Origin of the sequence: Flavobacterium alkalisoli, assembly GCF_008000935.1 — a bacterium.
Lineage (GTDB): Bacteria > Bacteroidota > Bacteroidia > Flavobacteriales > Flavobacteriaceae > Flavobacterium > Flavobacterium alkalisoli.
On record NZ_CP042831.1, the window covers coordinates 2,246,607 to 2,263,562 of the forward strand.

Consider the following 16,956-nt stretch of genomic DNA (forward strand, 5'->3'; position numbering starts at 1 on the left):
TTACTAAATTTGGTAAGCTAAATTGTCCTCATAATGAAAGTAAGATTTCTCCTTACCCTTTTTTTAATAGTCACTCTTAAACTTACCGCTCAGGATTTACTTCCCTTTGTAGAGAACTTTACAAAGGCAGATTATAATGGAGATAATCAGGTTTGGAGTGTAAATCAGGGTGATGATAATGCGCTTTACTTTGCCAACACACATTATTTTTTACGTTTTAACGGAGTAAAATGGGAAAAATACTCTCTGCCAAATAAAACCATTATCAGATCTATTTATGCCGATGCTGATAAGATTTATTGTGGCTCTTATCGCGAGTTTGGTTACTGGAAAAGGATAAATGGTGTAATGGAATACTTTTCGTTATCAAAAGACAAGAATATTTTCACAGGAAGTTTTGATAATGAAGAGATTTGGAAAATATTTAAGCATGACGGTAAATTTTATTTTCAGTCTTTTAATGCTTTATATGTAGAAAATAACGGAGAGGTAGAAAAATTAAGATTCCCTTCGCTTGTTTCTTACTGTTATGTGGTAGACAATAAAATATATGCAGCTTCGGTTCAACATGGTATCTATGTCCTTAATAACAACACATGGGAAAAGATTACCGCTTGGACTCAGTTAGAAAATAATGTTATTCATGGTATGGAAATGAATAACGGACGCTTTTTTATATTCACAAAAAACAACGGCGTTTTTGTGGGAGATGAAAAGGGTATAACATCTTGGGATTCCCCCGTAAATAATCTGCTGAGACAAAATATTATTCTTTCTGCCAAGTTTATTGATGCTAATAGGCTCGCAATAGGCAGCGCCTTAAAAGGTATTTATATAGTAGACATAAATACCAATTCATATTACAATATAAACAGGCAAAACGCTTTAAATAATAACGCAGTACTCTCTATTACTCTGGATAAGGAAAAAGACCTTTGGTTAGGGCTTGATAATGGTATAGCACATGTTGAGGTCAATTCTCCTGTATCCGTATTTTTTGATAACTCGGGTATTTTAGGTTCCGTTTATTCACTTTCTGTTACTAATGATGAGTATTTGTTTGCTACTAACCACGGACTCTTTAAATATAGCGATAAATCGCTTAGAACGGTTGAAGGTTCACAAGGTCAGGTTTGGGATATTTATAAGCACGGTTCTGAGTATATAATAGGTCATAATGACGGTACCTTTAAGTATGATGGTAAATCGTTTGTAAAGAGAGGAGCTATAAATGGGGGTTGGCGATTTATTAAAAGCGATTATGATCAGGCTTATTTTCAGGCTAATTATGCAGGTATAGCAGTGTATAAAGATATAAATGATCTAAGTGACTATAAAAAGATTGACAGCCTTAGTAAACCCCTTAAAAACCTGGCGCAAAACAAACCAGGTGAAATTTGGGCTGCTGATAATTACCGTGGATTATACAGGATAACCTATGATTCCGGTTTTAATACAATCCGTTTTACCGATGTGTCTAAGCAAAATGGTATAGATAACGATTATGCCGTTAAGATTTTTAGGTATAGGGATGAAATATTGTTTTACATAGATAATACATGGTATACCTATAATAGTATTAACTCTAAGCTGGAGGAAAATAAGATTTTTAATGATTCTTTTAGGAACATAACAGATGTATCGCCTATAGATGATAACCGTTTTTTAGTTATTAAAAACGGCTTACTTTATTTGATAGCAAGAGATGCTAAAGGTTTTGTGTGGCACCTTTTACCTGAAAAATACTATCAGGGTAAACTAATAATGGAAGATACGCGAGTGTTTAAAGGCGGAGATAATCTATTAGTGAATCTTGATGACGGATTTTTAAGTTTTGATGATTCCAATACTGTAAAAATGAAGTCGGATATTATTATTGAGGCTTTTTACAAAGACAAACTGATAGGGCAGGACACAAAGATTAAATACAATCAGCCGGTTGAAATGAATATTTTAACCGATTATTACGGGTATAACAAGCCCGATTTGTTTTACAGGCTCAATAATGAGGGAAATTACCAGGCTGTTAAGAATGGTAATGTAAATCTGAATAACCTAAGTAGCGGACAACAGGAGTTTTCTGTATACTACAATAATGGTAAAGAGTATATTGAAGTTGCCAGCTACAAATTTCATGTAGCATTACCATGGTATTTTTCTGTTTGGATGATAGTTGTATATGTGTTGGTTGTTTCTTCGGTGTTCTTTGTGTATTATCGCTGGAATAAGGTGAGGTATATACAAAAGATAAGACTAAATGATGAAGAGCTTAAGCACAGAAAAGAAATACTTGAGCTTGAAATGGAGGCAGAAAATAAAATGAGACAGCAACAACATGAAAAGCACATGCTTGAAATGGAGGTGCAGAATAAAGCTTCGGAGGTTGCAGGTAAATCATTATCTATTGCCAAGCATAGCGAAATGATAGAAAGTATTCAGGAAGCATTAGAAAGCAAAGCTGAAGGTGATGAGCTTAAAGGAAAAATCAAGAAAATTATTAAAACCAGTTCGATTAGTAAAAATGAATGGCAGAGTTTTGAGAAAAACCTTATAAAAAGCCATGAAGAATTTGTGGACAGACTTACTCAAAAATATCCAACCCTTACTTCAAAAGATATTAAACTGAGTATCTATTTAAAGATGAATTTATCGTCTAAAGAAATAGCTCCTTTAATGAATATTTCTTATCGCGGCGTAGAACTACATCGATACAGATTGAGAAAAAAATTAAATATAAATCAGGAAGAAAGTCTCTATAGCTTTATGATTAATGTATAATTGAGCCTCGTTTTTTATCTAAAAACTATTTTTTAACTACAATAATTATCATATTTCAACTCATCAATACTACATCATTAGCTGTTTTAATGATGTACCTGCTTCTTTTGTATCTTTTTGTTATTAAGTGTTTTATGTCTTAAAATAGCATGTATGATGTGCTTAAGATATGCTTAAGAAAGGCACACTACAACGTTATAGTCACTAATTTAGTGTTCAACTAACTTTAACATAATCGATTTATGAAAAACTTTATTCTTGGAGTATTTCTTATGCTTGGTGGTTATATAACCTATGCACAGGAAATAACAGGAAAGGTAGTGGATGAAAGCGGTCTGCCTATTCCTGATGTTTATATTGTGGCCACACAATCTAACACAAGTACAGTTGCCGATTTAGATGGTAATTTTACCATTACGGCAAAAGAAGGGGAGCCCCTTACGTTTTCAATGCTTGGATTTGATACAATGACAGTAAATGCTTCAACTGGCATGTCTGTTACATTGAAACCAAGTGCCGACTCTACACTTGAAGAGGTGGTAGTTGTAGGTTACGGTACTACAAAAAGATCTGACTTAACAGGTGCTGTAGGTACAGTTAAGGCAGAGCAGTTTGCAAAACAGCCTCAGTACAATGCAATGGGTTCTATTCAGGGTAAAATTGCCGGTGTTAACATTATTAATAATGATGCTCCGGGTGCCACTCCAACTGTACGAGTTAGAGGTTTAGGTACGGCTGTGGGTGGAAGTAGTCCTTTATATGTTGTAGACGGTATCGTTGTGGGTAGTATTGATAATATTAACCCGGGCGATATCCTTACTATGGATGTACTTAAAGATGCTTCATCTGCTGCAATTTACGGTTCTAATGCTGCAAACGGTGTAATCCTTATTACTACTAAAAAAGGAAAATCAGGAACAATGAAAATTTCTGCAAGTTCATCTTATGCAGTAAAATCATTGCTTAACAAAGTTGAAATGGCAAATTCAAGCCAGTATGTAACTTATTTTAATGAAAATCTTACTTTCCAGGGAAGAACCTCAGGATTCTTACAGGAAAATCAGCCGTATGATACTGACTGGTTAGATGAGACTACTGATTTAGGTAAAACTACAATCAACAGCATTGCTATTTCAGGAGGTAGTGACAATGCAGATTATTATGTAAGTTATAACAACTATTCTGAAGACGGTATTCTTGATAATCAAAAGATTGCAAGAAACACTTTACGCTCTAATACTTCATTTAAGGTATTAGATAACAGGCTTAAACTAAGCCAAAATGTTACTTATGCTCATACAAGAATAAACCCTAAACCTTTTGGTGCGTTTAATGATGCTTACAGACAGGCTCCTATAGTACCTACTCATTATGATAATGGTGCTTTTGGTCAGGCTTTCTATAATACAACAACAGGTATGGTTGGTTATGTTGCCGGAGACGGTGAAAGTATAGGTAGACTAAACTCTATAGGTAACCCTCTTGCTAATGTATATTACCAAAATGAAGAAACTAATGTAGATTATCTTCAGGGTATGTTTGATGCAGAGTTAAAGGTTACTAATTGGTTAAAAGTTAACTCAAGGCTGGGACTTACTAAGAGTTTTGCTAAAACAAGAACTTTTAGCGATATTAAAGGTATTTGGTTAACAAATGACCCAACAAGAACTGAGCAGCAGTTTATTGATAATCAAATTGCAAACCCAGAATCTGTAACATGGGCAAACAACTCATTAGAATATAAAAATGTAGAAAGTTTCCGTTACAACTGGGATACCTTCTTTACAATTAACAAGTCTTTTGAGAACCATAATTTTACAGTTATAGGTGGTATTACTAAAGATAAGAGAAATGATGTTTATACTGCAAGGGTAAAAGACTGGAATGTACCTTATGAAGAGCAATATTGGAATATAGACCAATCTCAGGGATATACAGCCGAAGCATCACAATTCTACAGTACGCCAATTCATTTACTTTCTTATTTTGGCCGTGTTGAGTATAATTATAATGAAAAGTATTTAGTTACTGCTAATATAAGAAGAGACGGTAACAGTAATTTTAAAGAAAATGCAGAATACTGGGGTACATTCCCTTCTTTCTCTGCAGGATGGGTACTTTCAAAAGAAGACTTCCTAAGCAATGTAAGTTTTGTTAACTTCCTTAAAATAAGAGGTGGATATGGTGAAATTGGTAATGCAAGTGTTCCTTTCAATTTAACAACTCTTAGATCAGGAAACAATAGTGGTTCATACAATTATGTATTAGGACCAAACCAGGATATGGTATTTGGTAGTTATTATTCTTCCCCGGCTTTACCTATATCATGGGAAACTACAAAAGAGTGGAATGCCGGTGTTGATTTTGAATTACTTAACAGAAGACTTACAGGTAGTTTAGACTACTACCACAGGCTTACAGATGGTGCAAACTTATTAATCAATCCTGTCCTTAATTCTGCTGCCAGTACTGCTTTTTATGATGAGGCGTGTGATATTCTTAACGAAGGTTTTGAAATTGGCCTAAACTGGAGAGATACTCTAGGTGATGATTTTAACTATTTTATAGGGGGTACATTTGCTAACAATAAAAACACAGTTCAAAATGTTAAACCTGCTTATGATGGTTATACAGGTGGTAGCTTAGCTAACGGTCAGATAACCAAAAGACTTACAGAAGGTCAGCCTATCTATTCATGGTGGATGTATGAGGCAGATGGTGTTTGGCAAACTCAGGAAGAGATTGATGCTAATCCGCATATTGCAGGAGCACAGCCGGGTCATTTAAAATATAAAGACCAAAATGGTGACGGAAGAATTGATGATGCCGATAAAAAGACTTTTGGTTCTTATATCCCTACCTTTACTTATGGTATCAACGTCGGATTCAATTACAAGAACATAGATTTTTCTGTTGATGGTTATGGCGTAGGCGGTAATAAAGTTTATAACGGACTTAAAGGTACGCGTATTGACGGAGGTGAAAACTTCCCTGTAGATATGTTTGACGGTCGTTGGACTGGTCCTGGTACTTCAAACTCTACACCGGGAGCAAACAGAGATTCAAGAGCTTCAAGCTACTATCTTGAAGATGGTGATTATTTCAGAATTAATAACATTACTGTAGGTTATACATTTAGAGAATTGTTTAAAGGTATAGAATCAGTAAGAGTATACGGTACGGCTCAAAACCCATTCCTGTTTACTAAATACAGCGGATTTACGCCGGAGATAAACAGTAATGGTTTACCGGGAGAAACTACGGGTATAGAGCTTTCTGCTTATCCTAACACTAAGAGTTTCATTTTTGGTGTATCACTAACATTATAAAATTGGCATTATGAAAAATCAATATAGAAAAATAGTTTGTATGTTTTTTGCAGCTGCATTTTTAGCTGGCTGTAGTGAAGATTATCTTGATGTACCGTCAAGAGAAAATCTTGAAACAGATCAGGCAACTCCCGATGCTCTTGTTATAGGTATATACGGGCAGCTTACAGAGTGGGATTACGCATTCTCTTATCTTGGAATAACAGAAATCTTATCTGACAATTCAGATAAAGGTAGTTCACCTTCTGATACAGGAGGAGATAAGCAGGAACTGGATCAGTTATTATTTACAAGTAGTTCAGGCTCTTTTGGAGCTATGTGGTCTAACTGGTATAAATCTATCGGTCGTGCTACGGCAGCTATCGAACTAACAGAGACTTATGAAGGGATAAGTGATGCTCACAGAAGCCGCTTAATAGGTGAGGCAGAGTTCTTAAGGGCATACAACTATTTCTTTCTTGTAAGAGGTTGGGGCGATGTGCCATTACAACATATAAATCTGGTAGATAGAGTTTCTAAAGAAGAGGTATATGCTTATATAGAACAGGACCTTTTAGACGCTATTGACAGATTACCACAAAAAAGTGAATACGCTTCTGAAGATTTAGGACGTGCTACTAAAGGTGCTGCACAGGCACTACTTTCTAAAGTATACTTATATCAGGAAAAATGGCAGGAAGCTTATGATATGGCTCAAACTGTAATTACTTCCGGTCAATATGGCCTTGAAGCAGACTATGCTGTGCTTTGGAGAGCCAGTAGCGAAAATGGTACAGAGTCTATATTTGAAGTACAGGCAAGAGGTGAATCTGTAGCTCACGGTGTACAACAATATTCGCAAACACAAGGTGCTCGTGGTACCAGTGGTTGGGGTTGGGGCTTTAATACGCCATCACAAAACCTTCTTGATGCATTTAATGCAGAAGGTGATGTTATCCGTAGAGATGCTACAATCATTTTTGCAGGTGAAACATTATTTGACGGACGTGAGGTAAGTGCATCGGTTGAAAACCCAATGTACAATGAAAAAGCTTATTCCAGCGCAAATGCAGGTGACGGAGACGGAGATAAAAACATCCGTGTATTAAGACTTGGTGAAATATACCTTATTGCTGCAGAGGCTGCAAACGAATTAGGTAATACAGGAGCTGCACTTACTAACCTGAATGTTGTGAGAGAGAGGGTAGATCTTGATCCTGTAACAGGAATATCAGGAGTTGCTCTTAGACAGGCAATTTGGAAAGAAAGAAGGCTTGAACTTGCTTTTGAGCACGACAGATGGTTTGACCTGATTAGAACAGGACAGGCTGCTGCAGCTATGCAGGCAAATGGTAAAACATTTATTGTAGGTACACACGAGTTATTCCCAATACCTTACAATCAGTTGATCCAAACTCCTGAAATGTCTCAAAACCCTGGTTATTAATAAAAAATAAATACATCTTCCTCTCACGGTAATAGTGAGAGGAAGATATCTTACTATGAAAATTAAAATTACAAGTCTTAAAAGTTTAGCTTTAGCCATTCCGGCTTTATTGTTTGTAGCCTGTGGTTCGGGAACTTCTAAATCTGAAGAAGATAAAATAGAAACTGCAGAAGAAAAGCTTACAGATGAGCAGTTGGTTGATGTGGTACAAAAGGAAACCTTTAAATATTTCTGGGATTATGCCGAACCAAATTCGGGATTAGCCCGTGAACGTTTCCATCCTGATGGTAACTACCCGCAAAACGATGCACATGTTGTTACAACGGGAGGTTCAGGTTTCGGACTTATGGCCATACTGGCAGGTATAAACCAGGATTACATTACCCGCGAACAGGGGGTAGAAAGGCTTACCCGTATTGCAAACTTTCTTGAGAATGCCGATCGTTTTCATGGTGCATGGCCACACTGGATGAACGGTAATACAGGAAAAGTACAGCCTTTTGGAAAAAAAGACAATGGTGGTGACCTTGTGGAAACCGCTTTTTTATGTGAAGGTGTCATTTGTGTAAGAGAGTTCTTTAAGGATGGTAGCGAAGAGGAAAAAGCTCTTTCTCAAAAATTTGATGCTCTTTGGAAAGGTGTGGAGTGGAACTGGTACACAAACAATCAGAATAAGTTGTTTTGGCACTGGTCTCCGGAATATAAATGGGAAATGAACTTTGCCCTTGAAGGTTATAACGAATGTCTTATTACTTATGTATTAGGTGCTTCTTCACCGGATCATTCTATTAAACCTGAGGTTTACCATGAGTGTTGGGCAAGAAACGGAGGCGGAATCAAATCGGGTAATGTAAAATACAACCTTCCTTTACTGGTAAAGCACAATGGTGCCGAAGAGTATGGCGGGCCACTGTTTTGGGCACATTATTCTTATGTAGGTCTAGATCCTAATCAATTGGCAGACAAGTATGCTAATTACTGGGATATAAACTACAACCAAACTAAAATTGACTATTTGTACTGTGTGGAAAATCCTAAGCAGTATAAAGGTTATGGTGAAAACTACTGGGGCCTTACTGCTTCTTATACGCGCAGTGAAGACGGTAGCGTAGGTTATACAGCCCACATGCCAAGTAACGATAGGGGAGTTATTTCTCCTACGGCGGCTGTGAGCTCTATTGTATATATGCCTACAGAATCTATCGCAGCAATGCGTAATTTTTATGAAAACTATAAATCTACTATTTGGGGTCCGGCTGGTTTTTATGATGCACACAGTGCAGAGTATGATAACTGGGCAGCAAAAAGATATCTGGCAATAGACCAGGGACCTATGGTAGTTATGATTGAAAACTACCGTTCAGGATTACTTTGGGAATTGTTTATGAATGCTCCTGAAGTTCAGCAGGGTTTAACAAAACTTGGATTCCATTCAGGTAAATACGGATTTTAATGAAGAGCTTACTTAAAACAGCTGTTGCCGCATTATTATTTAGCGTTCCTTCTTTTGCTCAGGCGGTAAAAGAAGGTTCGTTTAATGTTAAGATTCAGCAGGAAAAACAGTTGGATTATTTATTATACGAACCGGAAGATACTAAAGAGGAGAAACCGCTTATAATATTCCTTCACGGTTCGGGAGAAAGAGGTAATGACCTCGAAAAAGTAAAGGTTCACGGACCTTTAAAATACTTGAAAGACCATAAGCTGGATGCTTATGTGTTAGCACCACAGTGCCCAAGTGACCAGTATTGGGACTCAGAAGTACTGTATAAACTGATTCAAAAGGTTCAAAAGATAAACAATATAGACAGCAGCCGAATTTATCTTACCGGACTTAGCATGGGAGGCTGGGGAGCATGGAACCTGGCTTTTTCACATCCTGATATGTTTGCGGCACTTGTACCTATAGCCGGATTTGTAGACAGGGTACCTATGATAGAAAACTGTAAGATAAAAGATATACCAACACGCATTTTTCATGGTTTGCTGGATGATGTGGTAGATGTAAGTTATTCAATGGATATTTATAAAAAGCTTAAAACCTGCAGTAAGGATATAGAGCTTACCATTTTTGACGATGCTAACCACGATAGCTGGACAAGGGTTTACGATAACCCTGAAATTTATGAATGGATGTTAAAGCAGCAAAAGCAATAGCAGCTGATTAATGTTGAAAGGATTCAATTTACATTACAATAAAATGAAATACACTAAAACCGCACTATTTTTATTAGCTTTCTCGCTAAGTGTACACGCACAAAAAGGGAAAAACGACAAAAAAATTAAACCCCGTGAAGAGTTTGTAACAGAACTTATGGGGAAAATGACCATTGACGAAAAAATAGGTCAGTTGGTTCAGTTTACTGCCGATGGTACCATTACAGGTCCTAAAAGCGGTAACAACTTTATAGATGAAATTAAAAAAGGTAATGTAGGTTCTATACTTAACGCCACAGGTGTTGAGTACACAAGAAAACTACAAAAACTTAATATGGATAACTCAAGGCTTAAAATTCCTTTGCTTTTTGGTTATGATGTTATCCACGGATACAGAACAATATTCCCTATTACATTAGGGGAGGCTGCCAGCTGGGATTTAAAAGCGGCAGAGCTTTCTGCAAGAATTGCTGCAGAGGAAGCAGCAGCATCCGGTGTACACTGGACATTTGCTCCAATGGTAGATATATCACGCGACCCAAGATGGGGCCGTGTGTCTGAAGGATCTGGTGAGGATACTTACCTGGGGTCTAAACTGGCTTTTGCTAGAGTAAAAGGTTTTCAGGGTAACGACTTAATGTCTCTTGAAACGATACTTGCATGTACTAAGCACTTTGCTGCTTATGGTGCTGCCGAAGCAGGCCGTGACTACAATACTGTAGATATGAGCGAAAGAGTACTTAGAGAAACTTATTTACCTCCGTTTAAGGCTACGGTTGATGCAGGTGTAAGAACTTTTATGACATCGTTTAACGAGATATCAGGAGTGCCTTCTACAGGGAGTAAGTTCCTTGTAAATGGTGTTCTTAAAACCGAGTGGAATTTTGACGGTTTTGTGGTGACCGATTATACAGGCATTAACGAAATGGTACCTCACGGTTATGCTAAAGACAACCAGCATGCCGGCGAACTTGCACTTACAGCAGGTGTGGACATGGATATGGTAGGCGGAGTTTACCTTAAAAATCTTAAAAAATCACTTGATGAAGGTAAGGTTACTATGGCTCAGATTGACGATGCATGCCGCAGGATACTGGAAGCAAAATATGATTTAGGACTTTTCCACGATCCTTACCGTTATAACGATGAGAAAAGGGAAAAAGCAACCATAACTAAAAAAGAATACCTTGATGCAGCACTAGATATTGCTAACAAATCAATGGTGCTGCTTAAAAATGACAACAATGTACTTCCGCTTAAAAAAGACCAGAAGGTGGCTTTTGTTGGTCCGCTAATAAGCGATGAATGGAATATTATAGGTTCATGGGCTGCAACAGGAGACCGTTACGGTTTTGCAGTAAGCCTTCAGGAAGGTGTAAACAATCTAATCAAGGATAAAAGTAAAGTAAGCTTTGAAAAAGGTGTTGAGATTCTTAAGGATGACAGAAGCATGATGGCTAAAGCAATTGAAAGCGCTCGTAATGCCGATGTTATTGTAGCTGTAATGGGTGAGTTTGAAAATATGACAGGAGAGGCTGCATCCCGTACCAATATCGATTTACCGGGTATACAGAAGGAGTTCCTTGCTGAGCTGAAAAAACTAAACAAACCAATTGTACTTGTATTACTAAACGGAAGGCCGTTAACCCTTACTTGGGAGAATGATAATATGGATGCCATTCTAGAAGCATGGTGGCCTGGTACTATGGGTGGAGATGCTATTGCACAAACACTTTATGGTGTGAGCAACCCTAGTGGTAAACTACCTATGACGTTCCCTCGTAATGTAGGTCAGGTACCTCTTTACTACAATCATAAAAATACAGGAAGGCCATACCTTGGTAAAACCGATCCTGAGCAGAAATACAAATCAAGATATATCGACGTAGACAACAGTCCGTTATATCCGTTTGGTTACGGTTTAAGCTATACTACTTTCAGTTATTCTAATTTAAAACTGTCTTCAGATAAAATCAACTTTACCGATAAGCTGAAAATCAGTGTTGAAGTTGCTAATACAGGTAACTATGATGGGGAAGAGGTTGTACAGCTTTATATTCAGGATAAAATAGGTACGGTAACGCGCCCGGTAAGGGAACTGAAAGGCTTTGAGAAGATAGCTCTTAAAAAAGGCGAAAAGAAAACTGTAGAGTTTGAAATCTCGGCAGATGACCTTCGTTTTTACAATATAGATATGGACTTTGTTGCAGAACCGGGCGATTTTGAAGTATTCGTTGGCGGAAGCTCTGCAACTGAAATGAATAATAAATTTGTGTTAGTTAGGTAATTTAGAAATTGTTTTTGCTTAACAAAAGGCTGCCCTAAGTGGCAGCCTTTTAATTGTATTATAGTTACGTTCTTTAAAAAAAGTTCCTGTTATCACCTACCAGGTTGAGGTTACTAAACTTGCCTCTGTCAAAATCTATCCTGCTGGCTTTAACCGCTATTGGGAAATGCATGTTTGCAGATGAGGTCATTTTAAGCACATTCTGTCCCATTTTAGAGAAGTCAAGATTGCCCTGCGCTGCGTTGTTAAGCTTAACAAGCAACTCGCTGTCAAGCGTAAAATCGGTTTCAATCTCTACAATAAGGTTTTTGGCAAAAATTGCTCCCGTAATTAAAAGGATGTTATTACGGTTGGCATTTTTTAAAAGGATAGGGTTTGGATGAACAAAATCAGCCGAAGACAGGTAATTTATAATGTTACCAATGGCATACTCTTTTGTGATGGAATTATCATAACTGATAGTTACCTTATATCCCGACTGTATTTTAGCAGATACATTAAAGGCGCCAAGCCCCATAGATTTTAGAATATCTTCCAGCAATGTGATGCCTATATTAAAGTTATAGTCATTTTTTGTGCTGGAGTTTACCGTAAGCGCATCGGTAGTTATTTCATTCAGCTCAACATCGCTTTTAAAAGCATGGTCAATCGATTCATAATACAGTTCAGCTTCATCAAAGTTTCGTTTAATCCAAAGCTGTAAAGGTTTATGGTTTCTAACAGGGCCTTCAATTAAATCGTAGCCCAAATCGCGTAATGTTTTGGTAAGATTCATAGTTGTTTGGTTTTTATGCTTACTGTATGATGATATACAGTAGGGTTGGATGCATTTGTAAAATTACATATTGCTTTTAAAAAGCCTTAATGAAAAGTATTTTTTTTAAATAACGCCTCAAAACTGAATAAGGTATTTATAGCATCACTTTTTTCCTACCGGCTTTTTTAGTGTTAACGAAAACCTTTGAATTTATGAATTCTGCATTTTATATAGTGTTACATGGTATAATTTTAAGGGACTGGGCAAAAATTAATACAATTTTTGCCAGATTCATTTAGTATGGTACAACCTCTTATATGTATATTTATGAAATTTTTAACTGACGAAAATTTACGCTGTTCCTTACAGTTTAATAAGAACAGTTTTAACCGGCTTCCTGCATATCCTTTATCCATAGAAGAGTTTACCGCTTAGTTTTAAGTATCACGGTTGTTCTTCGGCACCGGGAAAGGAGCAGCCGTTAATTTAATTCCGGTTAATTAGTAAACATGAAGAAATTAGTAGCATTAGTTAGTACATTATTACTCACGATAGCTGGTTACAGCCAGCAAACTACTTACTGTAATCCTATAAATGTAGATTACGGATATTGCCCTATTCCTAATTTTGTGCAGCAGGGTAAGCACCGTGCTACTGCCGATCCTGTTATTACATTCTTTAAAGGCGAATACTATCTTTTTTCCACAAACCAGTGGGGTTACTGGCACAGTAAAGACATGGTTGACTGGAAATTTATATCCCGTAAATTTTTAAGGCCCGAACATAAGGTATATGATGAGCTTTGTGCGCCATCGGTTTCTTTTGTTAACGATACCATGCTGGTAGTTGGTTCTACACACGGAAAAGAGTTTCCTATATGGATGAGCACAAACCCAGCCATAGACGACTGGAAAGAACTGGTACATAAGTTTGAGGCGGGTGCATGGGATCCGCAGATGTTTTGGGATAAGGATACCGATGAGGTTTACCTTTACTATGGTTCAAGTAACCTTTACCCTATATATGGCGTAAAGCTTAACAGAAAAACATTCCAGCCGGAAGGTGAAGTTATACCTCTTATAGCTCTTAATGACGACGAACACGGATGGGAGCGTTTTGGTGAATACAACGACAATACTTTTATGCAGCCGTTTATGGAAGGTGCTTTTATGACCAAACATAACGGTAAATACTATTTACAATATGGTGCTCCGGGTACGGAGTTTAGTGGATATGCAGACGGGGTATTTGTAAGCGACAAGCCACTTGGCCCGTTTGAATACCAGTCGTTCAATCCGTTTTCATACAAACCGGGAGGCTTTGCAAGAGGAGCAGGACATGGAGGGACATATCAGGATGTTAATAACGATTACTGGCATGTTTCAACTATAGTAATTTCTACAAAAAACAATTTTGAAAGACGTATAGGTATCTGGCCTGCAGGGTTTGATAAGGATGGTGTAATGTACTCTAATACTGCCTATGGCGATTATCCTACCTACTTACCGGCTCAGCATAAAGACCATACAGGCCTTAATTCGTTTACAGGATGGATGCTGCTTAACTACAACAAGCCTGTACAGGTATCGTCTACCTTAGGAGGTTTTCAGTCTAACTATGCCGTTAATGAGGATATTAAAACATACTGGAGTGCAAAAACAGCAAAAAAAGGCGAGTATATCATTACCGATTTAGGGGAGAAAAGCACGATAAATGCAATTCAGATAAATTATGCCGATCAGGATGTGGATATAATGGGTAAACCACAAACCACTACAGGGCATAAATATATTATCTATGCTTCAAACGATGGTAAAAAATGGAGTATACTTGCAGACAAAAGTAAAAATACCAAAGACGTACCTCACGATTACATTCAGCTTGAAAAGCCTGCTATGGCAAGATATATCAAGCTGGAGAACATACAAATGCCAACAGGTAAATTTGCCATTAGCGGTTTAAGGGTTTTTGGTAAAGGCAACGGTGAAAAACCGGGTATGGTTCAAAACTTTGCTCCACTTAGGTCTGCACCAAGAAAAAAGGGGGAGAGGAGAAACGTATGGTTTAAATGGCAGCAGGAGCCTAATGCCGACGGTTATGTTATATATTTTGGCAAATCGCCTGATAAAATGTATGGTTCAATTATGGTTTATGGCAAAAATGAGTATTACTTTGCAGGCCTGGATAAAACAGACGCATATTATTTTCAGATAGAAGCATTCAATAACAACGGAATTGGTCCACGTACCGAGATCAAAAAATCCGAATAACAACTATTAATAATAAGTAAATTTATGAGTTCAACTAATTCACGGACCAATTGGGGTCAGTTTATTCCCTTGGTGTCAGTATTTTTCTTTTGGGGATTTGTTGCTGCAAGTAACGACATTTTAATTCCTGTATTTAAGGAAGCTTTTGAGCTTTCTCAAAGTCAAAGCCAGCTGGTAGCTGTTGCATTTTATGTGGCATATACTATAGGTTCATTAATTTATATAGGGGTTTCCTATTTAATAAAACAGGATATCGTAAACAAATTGGGTTACAAAAATTCCCTTGCAGTAGGTTTGGTAATATCAGCTTTGGGAACACTATTGTTCTATCCTGCGGCTAACACCGGATCTTTTGCCTTAATGCTGTCAGGTCTGTTTATAGTAGGGCTTGGATTTTCACTTCAACAAACTGTTGCAAACCCTTTGGCTATTGCTTTAGGTTCGCCTTCAACAGGCTCGCAAAGGCTAACACTTGCGGGTGGTATTAATAACTTTGGTACTACAATTGGCCCGCTTATCGTGAGCTTTGCTATTTTTGGTTCGGTTTCATCACCATCTACAGAAGTTAGTGTAGAAAGCGTAAAAGCTCCTTACCTTATTTTAGGTGCTATTTTCTTATTAGCTGCTATACTTTTAAAGTTCTCATCACTGCCTAATCACCCTTCTACTGAAGAAGATATTATTGAAGAGACTTCTTCTACAGGAAAGTCGGCTTTACAATATCCTCAGCTGGTTTTAGGTATGCTGGCTATTTTCCTTTATGTAGGTGTTGAGGTTGCAACCGCAAGTAACCTTCCTGCTTACCTTGAAAAAGGAATGGGCTTTAGCACTAAAGATGTAGCTCCTTATGTATCGCTATACTGGGCCAGCCTTATGATAGGCCGTTGGACAGGTGCGGTAGAGGTATTTACACAAAATGTAAACACACAAAAGATACTTAAGTTTGTAGCTCCTTATTTAGCCTTTGGTGTATTCTTAGGAGTAAACGCTATTGCAGAGCACGATTTACAGCCGTTTTATGTTTATGCGGTTATAATATTAGTTCTTATCCTTGCTGATATTGCGAGTAAAGGTAACCCTGCAAAAATGCTTTTAATATTCTCTACTCTTGGTATTGTAGCAAGTATAATTGGTATGGCTACTACAGGTATGGTAAGTGTATATGCATTTACAAGTATCGGTTTATTTTGTAGTACACTTTGGCCTTGTATTTTTGCTCTTGCAATTAACGGTCTTGGTAAACAGACAAACCAGGGTAGTAACTACCTTATCATGATGATTATGGGTGGTGGTATTGTAAGTTGGATTCAGGGGGTTGTTGCCGATGCAACAACTATACATACAAGTTACATCGTAGGTGTAATATGTTTTGCATACCTTGTGTTCTATGCATGGAGAGTACAGGGCATCCTTAAAAGTCAGGGTATTTCTTTAGATAAAATAACTGCCGGAGGCCACTAAAATATAAAGCGTGTGCTTATTTAAGCTCTGCCGTATGGCAGGGCTTTTTTTTTCATTGCATGTTAACTATCTTTGGTCAACTAAAAAATATACTTTATGAAAAGAATCCTGATTATTGCAGTGCTTGCTGTTGCTGTAAATGTAGTAGCCTGTAACGATAAAAAAACAGATGGTGTATCAAATGATGCAACTGATGTAACCGAAGTTGATAATACTACGGTTGTAACACCGGAACCTTCAGCAAATGCCGAGACCAAAAGTGTTACCGTAAAAGGTATTGTTATAAAGGTTGAGCATGGTAAAGACGGGTATACTGCTCAAATTAAAGACGGTGACGGACAGTATTACTTTGTTACTGTTAGCAGGGCTAATCTTGCCGAACCGGGTAATTACAGAGAGGTAAATGTTAATGATGAGGTTACTGCAAGCGGAGAGCAATGGGAAATGAACGGAGAGGTTCATATCAAAGCAATCAGTATAATTATATAAGT

General features: G+C 37.4%; 10 protein-coding genes. 9 read left to right on the forward strand and 1 reads right to left on the reverse strand.

The features are described 5' to 3' along the window. The first annotated feature begins 33 nt into the window (after positions 1–33). The 6 genes from FUA48_RS09985 (at position 34) to bglX (ending at position 11,977) form a co-directional block, all read left to right on the forward strand. Entirely contained in the window at positions 34–2,778 is a 2,745-nt protein-coding gene (locus tag FUA48_RS09985; RefSeq protein ID WP_147583396.1) for a LuxR C-terminal-related transcriptional regulator, read from the forward strand. 242 nt (positions 2,779–3,020) lie between these two features. After that, positions 3,021–6,107, forward strand: coding sequence for a SusC/RagA family TonB-linked outer membrane protein (locus FUA48_RS09990; protein ID WP_147583397.1), 3,087 nt, complete (start codon positions 3,021–3,023; stop codon positions 6,105–6,107). 10 nt (positions 6,108–6,117) lie between these two features. Beyond that, a complete protein-coding gene (locus tag FUA48_RS09995; RefSeq protein WP_147583398.1) occupies positions 6,118–7,533 on the forward strand; it encodes a RagB/SusD family nutrient uptake outer membrane protein in 1,416 nt (471 codons plus the stop codon). A gap of 55 nt (positions 7,534–7,588) precedes the next feature. After that, positions 7,589–8,986 carry a glucoamylase family protein gene (locus FUA48_RS10000; protein WP_147583399.1) on the forward strand — a complete coding sequence of 466 codons (1,398 nt, stop codon included), beginning with the start codon at positions 7,589–7,591 and terminating at the stop codon, positions 8,984–8,986. Beyond that, entirely contained in the window at positions 8,986–9,690 is a 705-nt protein-coding gene (locus FUA48_RS10005; RefSeq protein WP_147583400.1) for a carboxylesterase family protein, read from the forward strand. The genes FUA48_RS10000 and FUA48_RS10005 overlap by 1 nt, the downstream gene beginning before the upstream one ends. A gap of 43 nt (positions 9,691–9,733) precedes the next feature. Then, positions 9,734–11,977 carry a beta-glucosidase BglX gene (gene bglX / locus FUA48_RS10010; RefSeq protein WP_147583401.1) on the forward strand — a complete coding sequence of 748 codons (2,244 nt, stop codon included), beginning with the start codon at positions 9,734–9,736 and terminating at the stop codon, positions 11,975–11,977. Positions 11,978–12,050: 73 nt separating this feature from the next. On the opposite strand, the gene FUA48_RS10015 is transcribed toward bglX, so the two are convergent. Further along, positions 12,051–12,752, reverse strand: coding sequence for a gasdermin (locus FUA48_RS10015; protein WP_147583402.1), 702 nt, complete (start codon positions 12,750–12,752; stop codon positions 12,051–12,053). 491 nt (positions 12,753–13,243) lie between these two features. Here FUA48_RS10015 and FUA48_RS10020 point away from each other — a divergent pair, with 491 nt between their 5' ends. The 3 genes from FUA48_RS10020 to FUA48_RS10030 all read left to right on the forward strand — a co-directional run bounded on the left by FUA48_RS10020 (position 13,244) and on the right by FUA48_RS10030 (position 16,954). Further along, complete coding sequence (locus FUA48_RS10020; RefSeq protein ID WP_147583403.1) at positions 13,244–15,004, forward strand: family 43 glycosylhydrolase; 1,761 nt, start codon at positions 13,244–13,246, stop codon at positions 15,002–15,004. Between the two features lie 24 nt (positions 15,005–15,028). Then, complete coding sequence (locus tag FUA48_RS10025) at positions 15,029–16,465, forward strand: MFS transporter (RefSeq protein WP_147583404.1); 1,437 nt, start codon at positions 15,029–15,031, stop codon at positions 16,463–16,465. A 96-nt stretch (positions 16,466–16,561) separates the two neighbouring features. Continuing rightward, positions 16,562–16,954: a hypothetical protein gene (locus FUA48_RS10030; RefSeq protein ID WP_147583405.1), complete on the forward strand. Its 393-nt coding sequence runs from the start codon at positions 16,562–16,564 to the stop codon at positions 16,952–16,954. Positions 16,955–16,956 lie beyond the last annotated feature (2 nt).

Coding starts and splice junctions, on each gene's coding strand:
- FUA48_RS10025 (WP_147583404.1), top strand. CDS start 15,029: ATGAGTTCAACTAATTCACGGACCAATTGGGGTCAGTTTATTCCCTTG.
- FUA48_RS10015 (WP_147583402.1), bottom strand. CDS start 12,752: ATGAATCTTACCAAAACATTACGCGATTTGGGCTACGATTTAATTGAA.
- FUA48_RS10030 (WP_147583405.1), top strand. CDS start 16,562: ATGAAAAGAATCCTGATTATTGCAGTGCTTGCTGTTGCTGTAAATGTA.
- FUA48_RS10020 (WP_147583403.1), top strand. CDS start 13,244: ATGAAGAAATTAGTAGCATTAGTTAGTACATTATTACTCACGATAGCT.
- bglX (WP_147583401.1), top strand. CDS start 9,734: ATGAAATACACTAAAACCGCACTATTTTTATTAGCTTTCTCGCTAAGT.
- FUA48_RS10000 (WP_147583399.1), top strand. CDS start 7,589: ATGAAAATTAAAATTACAAGTCTTAAAAGTTTAGCTTTAGCCATTCCG.
- FUA48_RS10005 (WP_147583400.1), top strand. CDS start 8,986: ATGAAGAGCTTACTTAAAACAGCTGTTGCCGCATTATTATTTAGCGTT.
- FUA48_RS09985 (WP_147583396.1), top strand. CDS start 34: ATGAAAGTAAGATTTCTCCTTACCCTTTTTTTAATAGTCACTCTTAAA.
- FUA48_RS09990 (WP_147583397.1), top strand. CDS start 3,021: ATGAAAAACTTTATTCTTGGAGTATTTCTTATGCTTGGTGGTTATATA.
- FUA48_RS09995 (WP_147583398.1), top strand. CDS start 6,118: ATGAAAAATCAATATAGAAAAATAGTTTGTATGTTTTTTGCAGCTGCA.